The organism is Streptomyces sp. NPDC059718 (assembly GCF_042733315.1).
Taxonomy (GTDB): domain Bacteria; phylum Actinomycetota; class Actinomycetes; order Streptomycetales; family Streptomycetaceae; genus Actinacidiphila.
The window spans coordinates 21,348-33,071 of the sequence record NZ_JBHWGA010000072.1 but is presented as its reverse complement, the minus strand read 5'-3'; the positions used below and the strand labels follow the sequence as shown (position 1 = coordinate 33,071).

13 protein-coding genes and 2 pseudogenes are annotated in these 11,724 nt (G+C 69.4%); 10 read left to right on the top strand and 5 right to left on the bottom strand.

The features are described from left to right. Positions 1–266: 266 nt before the first annotated feature. The 4 genes from ACFV3E_RS43240 (at position 267) to ACFV3E_RS43225 (ending at position 3,745) form a co-directional block, all read left to right on the top strand. A complete protein-coding gene (locus ACFV3E_RS43240; protein ID WP_500541538.1) occupies positions 267–1,397 on the top strand; it encodes an MFS transporter in 1,131 nt (376 codons plus the stop codon). A gap of 374 nt (positions 1,398–1,771) precedes the next feature. Then, a complete protein-coding gene (locus tag ACFV3E_RS43235) occupies positions 1,772–1,975 on the top strand; it encodes a hypothetical protein (RefSeq protein ID WP_500541536.1) in 204 nt (67 codons plus the stop codon). A gap of 194 nt (positions 1,976–2,169) precedes the next feature. Then, a complete protein-coding gene (locus ACFV3E_RS43230; protein WP_500541544.1) occupies positions 2,170–2,805 on the top strand; it encodes a hypothetical protein in 636 nt (211 codons plus the stop codon). 292 nt (positions 2,806–3,097) lie between these two features. After that, positions 3,098–3,745, top strand: coding sequence for a hypothetical protein (locus ACFV3E_RS43225; protein WP_500541534.1), 648 nt, complete (start codon positions 3,098–3,100; stop codon positions 3,743–3,745). 33 nt (positions 3,746–3,778) lie between these two features. Here ACFV3E_RS43225 and ACFV3E_RS43220 read toward each other — a convergent pair whose 3' ends face one another. Then, complete coding sequence (locus ACFV3E_RS43220) at positions 3,779–4,150, bottom strand: hypothetical protein (protein ID WP_500541532.1); 372 nt, start codon at positions 4,148–4,150, stop codon at positions 3,779–3,781. Positions 4,151–4,330: 180 nt separating this feature from the next. Here ACFV3E_RS43220 and ACFV3E_RS43215 point away from each other — a divergent pair. The 4 genes and pseudogenes from ACFV3E_RS43215 to ACFV3E_RS43200 all read left to right on the top strand — a co-directional run. Continuing rightward, positions 4,331–4,777, top strand: a pseudogene (locus ACFV3E_RS43215) (ABC transporter permease); the annotation flags it as partial. Positions 4,778–5,318: 541 nt separating this feature from the next. Continuing rightward, positions 5,319–5,500: pseudogene (locus ACFV3E_RS43210) on the top strand (undecaprenyl-diphosphatase); the annotation flags it as partial. Between the two features lie 100 nt (positions 5,501–5,600). Further along, positions 5,601–6,170, top strand: coding sequence for a Chromate resistance protein ChrB (locus ACFV3E_RS43205; protein ID WP_500541530.1), 570 nt, complete (start codon positions 5,601–5,603; stop codon positions 6,168–6,170). Between the two features lie 38 nt (positions 6,171–6,208). After that, positions 6,209–7,342: an MFS transporter gene (locus ACFV3E_RS43200; protein WP_500541542.1), complete on the top strand. Its 1,134-nt coding sequence runs from the start codon at positions 6,209–6,211 to the stop codon at positions 7,340–7,342. On the opposite strand, the gene ACFV3E_RS43195 is transcribed toward ACFV3E_RS43200, so the two are convergent. The 4 genes from ACFV3E_RS43195 to ACFV3E_RS43180 all read right to left on the bottom strand — a co-directional run bounded on the left by ACFV3E_RS43195 (position 7,332) and on the right by ACFV3E_RS43180 (position 10,115). Continuing rightward, complete coding sequence (locus ACFV3E_RS43195) at positions 7,332–8,708, bottom strand: sensor histidine kinase (protein WP_500541528.1); 1,377 nt, start codon at positions 8,706–8,708, stop codon at positions 7,332–7,334. The genes ACFV3E_RS43200 and ACFV3E_RS43195 overlap by 11 nt on opposite strands. Next, the gene (locus ACFV3E_RS43190) at positions 8,705–8,827 is read right to left on the bottom strand and encodes a helix-turn-helix domain-containing protein (RefSeq protein WP_500541540.1); all 123 of its coding nucleotides are present in this window, start codon (positions 8,825–8,827) and stop codon (positions 8,705–8,707) included. The genes ACFV3E_RS43195 and ACFV3E_RS43190 overlap by 4 nt, the downstream gene beginning before the upstream one ends. Positions 8,828–9,057: 230 nt before the next feature. After that, positions 9,058–9,375, bottom strand: coding sequence for a response regulator (locus ACFV3E_RS43185; RefSeq protein WP_500541526.1), 318 nt, complete (start codon positions 9,373–9,375; stop codon positions 9,058–9,060). 164 nt (positions 9,376–9,539) lie between these two features. Continuing rightward, the gene (locus ACFV3E_RS43180; RefSeq protein WP_500541524.1) at positions 9,540–10,115 is read right to left on the bottom strand and encodes a TetR/AcrR family transcriptional regulator; all 576 of its coding nucleotides are present in this window, start codon (positions 10,113–10,115) and stop codon (positions 9,540–9,542) included. 194 nt (positions 10,116–10,309) lie between these two features. Here ACFV3E_RS43180 and ACFV3E_RS43175 point away from each other — a divergent pair, with 194 nt between their 5' ends. Together ACFV3E_RS43175 and ACFV3E_RS43170 are read left to right on the top strand one after the other, a co-directional pair. Further along, positions 10,310–10,870 carry a class I SAM-dependent methyltransferase gene (locus ACFV3E_RS43175; RefSeq protein ID WP_500541522.1) on the top strand — a complete coding sequence of 187 codons (561 nt, stop codon included), beginning with the start codon at positions 10,310–10,312 and terminating at the stop codon, positions 10,868–10,870. A 33-nt stretch (positions 10,871–10,903) separates the two neighbouring features. Next, positions 10,904–11,515, top strand: a complete 612-nt coding sequence (locus ACFV3E_RS43170) for a DUF2218 domain-containing protein (RefSeq protein ID WP_500541520.1) — start codon at positions 10,904–10,906, stop codon at positions 11,513–11,515. Positions 11,516–11,724: the final 209 nt, after the last annotated feature.

The window sequence follows — 11,724 nt, the reverse complement described above, 5'->3', positions numbered from 1 at the left end:
CCCGAACCGCATCCGCCCCACCCGCCGCCCGTACGGGGGCCGACCGCGCCGGGCCGTCCGCCCCACCTGAGCGACCCGCGCTCCCCTGGTCAGAAGGCGGCCGCACCCGGCGGCCGCCTTCTGCCTTGCCCGCACCCATCGGTCGTGATCTGCAAGGGGACCCGCCTGTGGCGACCACCGATGCACCCCTCGGCCTCCCTCGGCATACAGCGCCCTTCCGAGGGGGCCGCTCCATCGTCTGGGCGCTGATCTCCGCCTCTCTGTTCGTGAAAGCGGCTGGCTTCAGCTGGGACTTCCTGGGCTACTTCGTTGGCACCGCGCACGGCACCACCGCCGCCGGCGCGTCCATGACGCTGTTCGGCGTCGGCTGGTGCCTCGGTCAGGCCGTCTCCGGCCAGCTGACCGACCGTGCCGGCCAGCGATCCGCGCTGGTCGTCATGATGGGCTTCGCCGCGCTGTCCTGCGTCGCGCTGACCCTGGTGGCATCGCTGCCCGCACTGCTGATCGTGTCGGTCTGCCTCGGCCTGACCATGGAGACCTACCGCCCGGCCGTCTCGGCGGCGATCAACACCCACATCGCCTCCAGCGGCGGCCGCGCTCGGGCACAGACCGCGCTGTACTGGTCGATCAACGTCGGGATCGCGGTGTGCGGTGGTCTCGGCGGCTACGCCGCCCACCACTACGGCTACCGGCCACTCTTCGTCGCCAACGCGGCGGTGTGCGTGGCGTTCGCGCTGCTGGCTTGGCGTCTCCTTGGCGCCCCCGAAGCCGCACCCGTTGGTGACGCTGGCGCGCTCACGTACCGCCAGGTCCTCGCCGATCCCACCCTGCGGTGGATCGCCGTGGTCTCTGTGGCAGCCATGGTGTGCGCGTGGGGCATGGTGTCGGTCCTGCCGCTGCTGATGACCTCCGACGGCCTGCCGCCCACCGCCTACGGCACCGCGATGATCGCCAACACGGTGGCCGTGCTGGTCCTCACGCCGCCCCTGACGCGGCTGCTCATCGGCCGCGGAGACGCTTTGCGGTTCTCCCCCGTCGCCATCCTCGCAACCGGTACGGCCGTTGTTGGCGCGGGTATCGGCGTCGCGGCCTACCAGCACACCACGCTCGGCTACGCGATCGCCTGTGCGGCCCTGGTCCCCGGCGAGGTCTGTTACAGCATCGCCGTCGGCGCCTACCTGTCCACCGCCGCTCCGGACGGCGCCGTAGGCCGCTACCAGGCCGTGATCTCCGCATCCTCCGCAGTGGCGTCGCTGCCTCCACTGGGCATCGCCGTCGCCCTCAGCACCGGCGGCCGCCCGCTGGTGGCCGCCCTGCTCGGTGGCTGCGCGCTACTGGGCGTCGTGGCGTGCCTCCCTCTCTCGCGCGCTCTGCGCCTCGCCTCCAGTGCTCACTGACCCCGTTCGGAAGGAACTGCTGTCGTGACTGCGAACTTCTTCAAGCTGCCCTGGCCGGCCCCGCAACGGTCGGCTCCGGCCGAGCCGGCTGAGCCTGTCCTCGTAGCGCCAAGCCAGGTGTCGGCCCAGTCGGACGCTGGACCGGCGGCCGCGTCGGTCCGGGTTCCCGCGGATGGTGAGCGGGCGGCGGCCGACCCCGCGCTGCTGGAGTTCGGGCCGCGTACCCCGGCGTGGTGGTAGGCAGAGACACGCTGAGATCGGGGCAGAGCAGGTGTGTTGAACTTTGTACGACTCAACAGGTGATCGCACTGGATGACTTGGCTTAGCGTGTCGGCACGTCTTGCTGGCTGTTGATCGGCACGAGTGGAGCGATTTTGACCGCGTTCGTCACCTGTCCCCGCATCGTCTTGCCGCCGCACAAGGTGACCACCGGCGAGATCCTCGACGACATCCGCTCGCACCATCCAGATCATGCCCGGCTGGCCGTGATCCTGCGGGCGGTGACGGGCTGCGGGGTGGACACCCGGTACTTCACCCGGCCGTTGTCGGAGGTGGCGCACCCTCGTGGCGCGCGGTAGCGGATTGAGGAGGCCTTCGGTGACGCGGCCGAGATGGCCGTGCAAGCGGCGCGGCAGGCTCTTGAATCGTCCGGGGTGCGTGCCACGGACGTGGACTGTGTCATCACCTCCCACACCACGTCCTGGGCGGTCCCCAACCTTGACGTGCACCTCATCGGTGCCCTGGGGCTGCGCCCGACGGTGTCGCGGATACCCTGGCCACGCTCGCCTGCGCCGGCGGCGTACATGCCCTGGTACGGGCCGCGGACTATCTCAAGGCCAGGCCGGGCAGCCGCGTGTTGGTGACGGTGGCGGAGGTTCTGTCGGCGATCTACCACCGCACGGACACCACGATCGACTCCATGATCTACCGGGCCCTGTTCGGGGACAGCGCAGGTGCGGTCCTGGTCACCGATGAACCACTCGGCGCCGGGATGGCGGTGGAGGACGGGGTGGAGATCCTTCTGCCCGATTCCCTGGACCGGTACTGGGGACGGCTCGACCACGAGGGCTTGCACTTCGACTCCACGAAGAAGGCCGCCCGGGCGGCTGTGGACACGCTGCCGCTGCTGCAGGAGTGGATGGGCCCGTGGCAGCCCGACCGGGCCGTCGTCCACCCCGGGGGCCCGCGCATCATCTCCGACATGGCAGAAGGCATCGGGCTTGTTCCGCAGGCTGCTGGGCATTCCGTCGACTCCCTGCGGGAGGTCGGCAACCTCGGCGGCGTGGCCGCGCTCGACGTCCTTGCCCGGACCCACGCCGATCCCCCGGCCGCTGGTAGCGACGGCCTCGTGGTCGCGGTCGGCCCCGGTTTCACCCTGTCCGGCGTGCGCGGCCGCTGGCAGGACTGACCCGAGCGACGGCATTCTGGGTCTTCGACGTGTTGAAGCGGCTACACCACCTACTCGGTGCCGCCTGACGCCACCTGATCGTCCACATCACCTGCTCTGTGTCTGAGACCGTCAAGACGCTGTTCAGCGTTGCAGCAACTGCATCCTGGGGCGCAACGGCAAACCTCTGGCTTCGCGCCGGGCTTCCCCGGGGTCATCGTGGCGGCCTGCTGTACCACCAGCTTCTTCCGGGAGCCGGTGGTGGCCGTGGTCGGTGTATCAGTTCTGGTTCTGTTCAGTCACACTGGGCGCTGTGGTGGATACGACAGTGCTGTTCAGCACGATCAGCGGCCTTGGCGGGGCGGTACTGGGCGCGATCGGCGGAGTGTATGGTCCAGTTCTGCTGGAAAGGCGCCGCGACAGCACCCAGCAGAGTGGCGATGCCCATGTGACGGTAGCGAAGGCACGGCAGGCGGGGCATGCCTGGCTTCGACTGGTGCACCGCGTCGTTCAGGATCTCCAGGCGGGCAAAACCGTGGACATCGTTGCTTTCGACGAGGCCACCGAGTCCGCAATGGAGACCGTCACCGCCGCGGTGACCGATCTCGCGCGCCCAGGCGTCGAACTGCGCCGTGTGCCCGCAGCTACCACGGACGGGTCGGGCTCTGCCATGACAAGGATGTGGGAGACCGTCAGGCAACTGCGCGAGATCATTCTGGGTCTGTCGGACACATCCGGTCTCGCAGATATCGAAGCTGAAGCACGTTACGCCCGTGAGGAGCTCGGGTATCTCTTACAGAGCGAGATCGAAACACGGATCGGTCATCCGCTACCCGCGCCTGTATCCCAGGCATACCCACAACCATTCGTTCCTACGACACAGCCGACCAGCCCTCCGCCCCACCTCGATCCCCGCAACTCCGGCTGGCCCGGTGACGGCTCAGGTCCGAACGGACCTTAGGGCGCTGGCCCGCGCCAAGCGCGAGCACCTGTCCTACCGCGGGTTCCTCGCGGCGTGGATGACCGGTGGATCCTGGGTGGTGTCGGACACGTCCACGACGGTGTACTTAGACCAGAGGTCTCTCTCAGGGGCGAGCCGGTCACCGCGGGTGCGTACCTCGGGTGACTCGATCGCAAAGGCCCAGCCGTTGCCGGTGTCTCCCACCATTGCGTAGTCCGGCAGGCCCGACTCGCTAAGGCCGTGGGAGGGCCCCAGCGTCTCACTGGCCGTGTCCGGATCCATGAGGGTGCCTGGCTGCGCACCCAGCCGGACGGCCAGTTCCTCGTGGCCGATGCCCTTCACCATCAGCAGGGAGAAGCCGTCGGGACCCAGTTCATCGTCGATCCACGCGATTCCGTCGTTCACGATCGGGAAACTAGTGGAGGGGTGCGACAGTCAGGAGCGCGCGGTCCGGCAACCAACGCGTGACAAGAGCCGGGCGCGGCCAGGGTGGGGGCCTGAGCGTGCCCGGCTCGTCTGCGAGTTCGGGCGTCAGGCGGCCGCCGATGAATTGGCGCCGATCGGCAGGACTACGGCCGGTGCGGGGTGCAGCTTCGGGAGGTGGTACGCGAGCTCGCCGAGGTTGCCGGTGTAGTGCAACGTGCGCATCCCGAGGCGGGCGGCGGCTGCGATGTTCTCGCTGCGGTCGTCGACGAACAACGTCCGGCTCGGGTCGGGCCAGCCAACGGCCAGCAGCAGACGCCCAGCGACACCATCTACGGCTGGCAGATCCACACCAGCGGATACGCGGCACCGCTGTTCATCCTCGCCTTCGGCTCTCAATGGATCTTCCCGATGCTGGCAGCCCTCGTGGCTGGCGACACCTTCGCCAGTGAGGACCAGCACGGCACGTGGAAGACCATCCTGACCCGGTCGGTCACCCGCGGCCAGATCTTCTGGGCGAAGACGCTCGCCGCGACCGCGTTCACCGTCGTCTCGCTAGCCGTTCTGGAAGCGAGCACCATCGGCTCCAGCCTGCTGATCATCGGCATCCAGCCCCTGGTCGGACTCGGCGGCCAGCTCATCCCCTCCGGCTCGGCACTTGCTCTGGTGATCGCCAATTGGGCGACCGCTCTGGCGCCGCAGATGGCCCGAGTCGAGCGAGCACTGGCCCCAACGTTCGCGAACCTGTACGTCCAGCAGGCGGCCATCCTGGAAATCCCCGGTATCACCGTCGCCGGAATCGCCCCTTCCGCCGACTGTGACCGTGGCGGCCCGAAGGTCGCCGATACGGACTCCGGAACCGACTGGATCTGCATGGTCACCTTCCACGACGACACCCACCAGGTGCAGGTCGGAAAGTTCGAACTGCAGATCAGGGCCGACTCGACGTACGTTGCCGGCGGCCCCTCCAAGCTCATCGGAACGGCGACCATCACCGACAAGAAGACCGGCAAGGACGTCCCCAACCCGGATGCTCCGGCCGAAGGTCCCGACTGCCAGGCTGTCGGGACCTTCGGCCGGGGCATCCGGGTTCACGAACCAGCCGGTTACGCTGTCCGGCCTGCACTTCCTCTTTGTCGACGACGAGACGGCCCTGACCAGAGCCGGCCTCTACGAGCTGAGGCACGCCGTGGGTGCCAGGGTCCACGCTGCCCCTCGGCCCGTCGACACTGCTGTCTCGTTCGTGGTCGCGTTCGCCTCCATCGCCTGACTGCTGAAGTTTGTCGCACGCACTGCTTCAACGCTTTCGTGGTCTATCGGATCACCTCGGGGTGGGGTTTTGTTGCTCGACCTTCCGGCGACGAAAGTGCTCACCGTCTGACCACATCTCACTACGGCGTCGAATGTAACGGCTGCTACATTTCATGGTGTGATGAACGCTAACGTGGAAGCCGGGAGTCGCTGGCTCGTCCTCGTGATCAAGCTCCCCGCGGAGCCCTCGCGGCACCGGGTCGCGGTCTGGCGAGAGCTGCGCAAGATCGGCGCGCTTTCGCTCGGCCAGGGCATCTGGGCCGTACCCGACGTGCCCGTCTTCGCGGACGGCGTCGCCCGCGCGCTCGAACTCGCCGGACAGGCCGACGGCCAGGCGGTGACCCTGAACGCCTCTGGGCGCAGTACCGAAGACGCCACCCGGTTCCAGGCGCTGTTCACCACCGCCCGGTCCGCGGACTGGGCAGAGTTCCTCGCCGACTGTGGCAAGTTCGAGGCCGAGCTGGCCAAGGAGATCCGTATCGCCAAGTTCACCATGGCCGAGCTCGAAGAAGAGGAGCAGTCGCTGGAACGGCTGCGGCGCTGGCACCGCGATCTGACCGCGCGGGACGTGTTCGGCGCACCGGAAGCGGCGGAAGCCGCCGAACGTCTCAAACAGTGCGCCGCCGCCTGCGAGGACTACGCGGAACGCGTCTTCGCCGCCCTGCACCAGACCCTGGAGCAGGATCAGTGAGTACGCCTACGACTGTGCAGGCGGCTCCGGCCAGGCAGATGTGGCCGCTGTACGCAGCCGGGTTCACCACAGCCTTCGGCGCGCACGGCATCGCCGCCAACCTAGGCGGCCACACCGCGGACGCGGTCACCTCGCTGATGGTGCTCGGGGGTCTGCTCGCGCTTTACGACGGCGCCGAGGTGCTGCTGAAGCCGATGTTCGGCACCCTCGCCGACCACATCGGCGCCCGGCCCGTGCTGCTCGGCGGTCTCATCGCCTTCGCTGCCGCCTCCACGCTCTATGTCCTGGCGGACAGCCCGGGCTGGCTCTGGGCGGCCCGCCTTGGCCAGGGCGCCGCAGCCTCCGCGTTCTCACCCTCCGCCTCCGCGCTGGTCGCCCGCCTCAATCCGGCTGCGAAACACGGCCGGGCGTTCGGCAGTTACGGCTTCTACAAATCAATCGGCTACACCCTCGGGCCGCTGCTCGGCGGGGTGCTGGTGTGGGCCGGTGGCCTGCGACTGCTGTTCGCAGTCCTGGCGGTGCTCGGCGCGGCGGTGGCCGTATGGGCGGCGCTCGCCGTGCCCGTCGTACCGCCGCTGCCCAAGGTCCGGCAGACGGTGCTCGGCCTCGCCCGGCGGCTGGCCGACCCCGCCTTCCTGGCCCCGACCGCGGCACTGGCCGCGGCGACCGCCGCCCTCTCGGTCGGCGTGGGCTTCCTTCCCGTCTCAGGCAGGGTGGCCGGGCTGGGCACGGTGACCACCGGCGCCGCCGTGTCGGTGCTCGCCGCCTGCGCGGCCGTCGTTCAGCCACGGGCCGGACGCGCGCTGGACGCGGGACTCCTCACCACCCGATCCGGTCTCACCGCTGGACTGCTGCTGACGGCCGCCGGACTGGGCTGCGCCATGCTGCCCGGCCTGGCCGGCATCCTGACCGGCGCCGCCCTGATCGGCACCGGCACCGGCCTGATCACCCCGCTCGGCTTTGCCGCCCTCGCCGCGTCCACCCATTCCGAACGCCTCGGCCAGACCATGGGCGCCGCCGAACTCGGCCGTGAACTCGGCGACGCGGGCGGCCCGTTGCTCGTAGCCGTCGTGGCCATGGCGACCACCCTCACCCACGGGTACGCGGCCTTGGCCGTGCTGATCGCCGCCGGTCCGGTCATCGGGGTCGTACGCCGTCGTCTCAGCAGCTGATGTCGAGGGTGACGGCGGCGCCGGGCGAGGTGTTCTCGGCGTGTGCGGTGCCGTCGTGGGAGGCGGCAACCGCGGCGACCAAGGCGAGGCCGAGGCCTGTGCCGGGGGTGGTGCGGCTGGTTTCGGCGCGGGTGAAGCGGTCGAAGGCGTGCGGGAGGAAGTCGGCCGGGAAACCGGGACCCTCATCGGTCACCGACAGGCTCAGGCGCCCGCCTTGGACCGTCGCGCGCAGCCCGATCGCACCGGCGCCGTGCCGCAGGGCGTTGCCGAGCAGGGTACCGATGGCCAGCTCCAGCCAGTGCGGGTCGACGCGCACGGCGGCCCGGTCGTGCTCGACGGCCAGGGTACGTCCGGCGCGCTCGACCGCCGCCCGGTAGCGGACGGAGGCGTCGTCGAGGAGGCGGCCCAGGTCGACGGGGACGCGCCGGATGCGTTCGCCGCTGTCCAGCTGTTCCAGGTCGAGGAGGGTGTTGGCCAGCGTGACCAGGCGGCTGACCTCGGCGTCCAAGGAGCGCAGGGTGGTTGTCAACTCCTCGGCGGTGCGTGGCCGGTGCAGGGCGACGTCGAGTTCGGCGCGCATCAGGGTGAGCGGGGTGCGCAGCTCGTGGCTGGCGTCCGCTATGAACTGGTGCTCGCGGGCAGTGGAGGCGGCCAGCCGGTCGAGCATGCGGTTGAGGGTGTGGCCGAGACGCGTAATCTCGTCGTCGCGGTCGGCCGGGACGTCCAGGCGCACGTCCTGGCCGCCGTCGGCGAGGGCGGCGGCACCGCTGCGGTAGCGCTCCACGGGGCGTAGCGCGGCACGGGCGGTGCGGTATCCGACGTACGAGGCCGCGATCAGGGTCAGGCCCGAGGCGAAGGCCAGTTGAGCGAGGAGCTCGCGCAACGCCTCGTCACGATGACCGCGGCGCACCGCCGCGACCACGATGCCCGCCTGCCCATCGGCGGTGACCCGCGCGGCTTGGACACGGAGGGTGTCCGATGTGATCGGCAGCAGAGAGCCGACGTCGCGCTGGACCGTACGCCCGTGGGCGACAAAATCCAGTTCAGCGGAGGTGAGCAGCAGTTCGCGGCGTGCGGTATCGCTGGAGCCCAGGACGTGGCCCTGTGCGTCAAGGACCTGGTGGAGGCTGCCACTGGGGCCGGGCGGGAGCGCGGAGCCGCTGCGCACGGCCCGGCCGAGGGTGTGCTGGTAGGTGGTCAGGTCGTCATCGAGCTGCCGGTCCAGGGCGGTCTCGACTCGCCAGTAGACGAGGGCCGCCGCACCGGTCAGGACGAGGGACATGGTGACGGCCACCGCGACCACGAGACGGGTAACGACCGGTAGCCGCTGCAGCCGCGCCCGCAGTCGCCAGCTGGGGGGTCTCACGGGGCGGTCTCCAGTCGGTAGTCGCGTCCGCGCAGGGTCGTGATCGTCGTACGGTCGAAGGCCCGTTCGACCTTGGCACGCACCTTGGAGACGTGGACGTCGATGGCGTTGCTGCGCAGGTCGGTCTCACCGTCCCAGACCTCGTTGAGGAGCTGGAGGCGGGTGACGACCCGCCGGCGTTCTCCATCAGCACCCGCAGTACATCGAACTCCCGTCGGGACAGGTCGAGTTCGATGTTCCCACGCCAGGCGCGCTGCTGTTCGGGGTCGAGGACGAGGTCGCCGACCTGCAGGCGGCCGGTGGACTCAGGGCGGCGCCGGGAGATCGCCCGCAGGCGGGCGAGCAGCTCCTACATGGCGAAAGGCTTGACCAGGTAGTCATCGGCGCCGGCGTCCAGGCCGGCGACCCGCTCGCTGATCGCCCCGCGCGCGGTCAGCAAAATCACGGGCACGTCGATGCCCTCGTCGCGCAGCGTGCGGCACACCTCCACGCCGCTCAGGCCTGGCAACATCACGTCCAGGACCACTCCGTCCAGACGAGGGTCACGCGCGGCGGCCAGCCCGGCGAGCCCGTCATAGCGGCCCTCGACGACGTGGCCTGACTCGCCGAGGTAGCGGACGACCAGATCGGTCAGGCGGATCTCGTCGTCGACAACCAGGTAGTACATGGCCGCCAGGCTAACCGTCACGCAGACGCACACTCACGCGCGCCCGCGCCCGCGCCCGCGCCGACGCCCGATCCCGTGCGTCCTGGGAGTTTCACGGAGTGCGGGCGCGCCTTCAGCCATGCAATTGGAGGTCCGCCTTGAGTTGGCCTCTATCCCCGTGGCGGTCAAACGGAGCGCAGTCCTGTGAGGGTGACAGTGACGAGTCGGCGGACGGCCGCCTCGGTCGGGAGGCCGGCCGCCGCGGTGAGGGCGTGGAGGCAGTAGCTTGCGAGCTCATCGGGTGAGACGTCTTCGCGCAGGCCGCCGCTTTCCGCGACCTCCGTGATCAGATCACGGAACAGGTCAGTGAGTTCCTGCTCGGCCCGGGCGACGGTCTCGCCTCGGTGTAGGAGTGCCGAGAGTTCTTCCGTGCCGTGCCGTGCGCGGTGCTGGGAGATGAAGGCATACGCCTCCAGCACCGCTTCGAGGCGCTCGCCGGGGTCGCCCGGCCCATTTTTCAGTGCGGTCAGCTGCTCGAGGTGTGCGGTGACGTGCCGTTCATGGAAGGCCGTCAAGATCGACTCGACATCCGGGAAGTACTTGTAGAGCGTCGCGCGCCCGATCCCAGCCTTCTCCGCGACCTGAGACATAGACACCGACATCGGCCCCTGCTCGGTCACCAACGACCAAGTCGCTTCCAGGATGGCTTCCCGCACCGCGTGGCGATGGGTCTCGATCGTCTCGTTCCACAGCTTCGGCACCAGCGCAGTATACGCCGCGACGTTTCAGCGACACTATGATTCGACAGAGACAGATTGTATCGATAAATCTGAGCCTATCGCCGAGGGCGTCGCGATCAGCCGTGGCGCGCGAGTGGAAGGAAGCGGACGTGCCTGGCGCTCCTCCTCATCCCCATCCGGGCGTGACGGCACCGGGAGAACCGGAGGACCTGTGCATGGCACCGCCGCCATGGGGCATCGGTCAGCCTCAGGACGCATTCCTCGCCCTTGCCAAGAGGGGAGTCACCCGCGGCCGCGTGCAGGACGTCGGTTGCGGAACGGGTGAGCACACGCTCATGGCCGCCGGACTCGGCCTGGACGCGACATGCATCGACCTTGCCGCCAAGGCGCTGCGCAGCGCGGAGGACAAGGCGCGCGACCGGGGCCTCAGGGCGCGTTTCCTGCACCACGACGCCCGGCTCCTGGCCGATCTCGGGGAGCGCTTCGAGACCGTCCTCGACTTCGGGTTGTTCCACATCTTCGAGGACCAGGATCGGGCCGCATACACAGCCGGCTTGAGGTCCGCCGTCCCCGCGGGTGGCCGGTACTTCATGCTCGGCCTGAGCGACCGGCAGCCAGGTGAGGGGAGGGGGCGGATGCGGAAGCCGACGCAGGAAGAGATCCGCGCCGCGTTCGCCGAGGGGTGGCATGCCGACTCCATCGAAGCAGCCACGATCCACATCACCACGGACCCGGGCGGCATCCGAGCCTGGCGCGCCGGCCTCACCCGGATCTGAACGTCTCCGACCACAGAGAAAGGGCATGCACCCATGCCAGTCGCCGAAGCCCGCGTGCCGACCGAGCGCCCGAGCCGGTACCTCGTGCAACTCTGCAAGCATGCCGGCCAGATGGGCAGTCACATGCGCCATGGGCCGCGCCTGCATCGCAACGGCGAGGCGCCCCCCGAGATCAAGAACGTCGAATGGTCCGACACGCACGGAACGATTGACGTCGGCTGGGGGCGGTGCACACTGGAGGCCGGCCCCGACGCTCTGACGCTCCGGATGGAGGCCGCCGACGCCGACGGCCTCGAACGGTTCCAGGCCCTCATCGCCGGTCGCCTGGAACGGATCGGGCGGCGCGACGCGCTGCACGTCACCTGGCGATGGACCGAAGCCCTTGATCACGGGGATGGCCCCGCGACCAAAGATGCGGGGCCCGCAGCGGAAACAGCGACACGCCGTCGGTACGGCGGGACCATAGGTCTCACCGCTGTTATCGCGCTGGTCGTGACCGTGCACCTGGGTTTGGGAGGATCCCTCTTGGCCGGTTCGTGGACGGGCTGGGGCATCGGAGCTGTCGCCGCGGTCATCCTGGTGAAGTGCGCCGTCGTGCTGGGCGGCCTCGCCGTCCGTCGCCGTAAGGCCTCCGCAGGGCGCTGACCGATCCGATATCCACTGGGAAACCTGGCGTATGTCCCCCAATCCGATTGCCCCGGAGGACGTCGACGGCGCTGAAGCCCACAGCGGCCGTGGCTGAGAACCACGGCCGCTGTCCGGCTCTGGCCGCATAGTGCCAGCGCCGCGGTCTTCGAGGGCGTGGGAGCCAGCTCTCCTGAGCGCGCCAGCACGTGGACGGCTGCCGCGCAGAA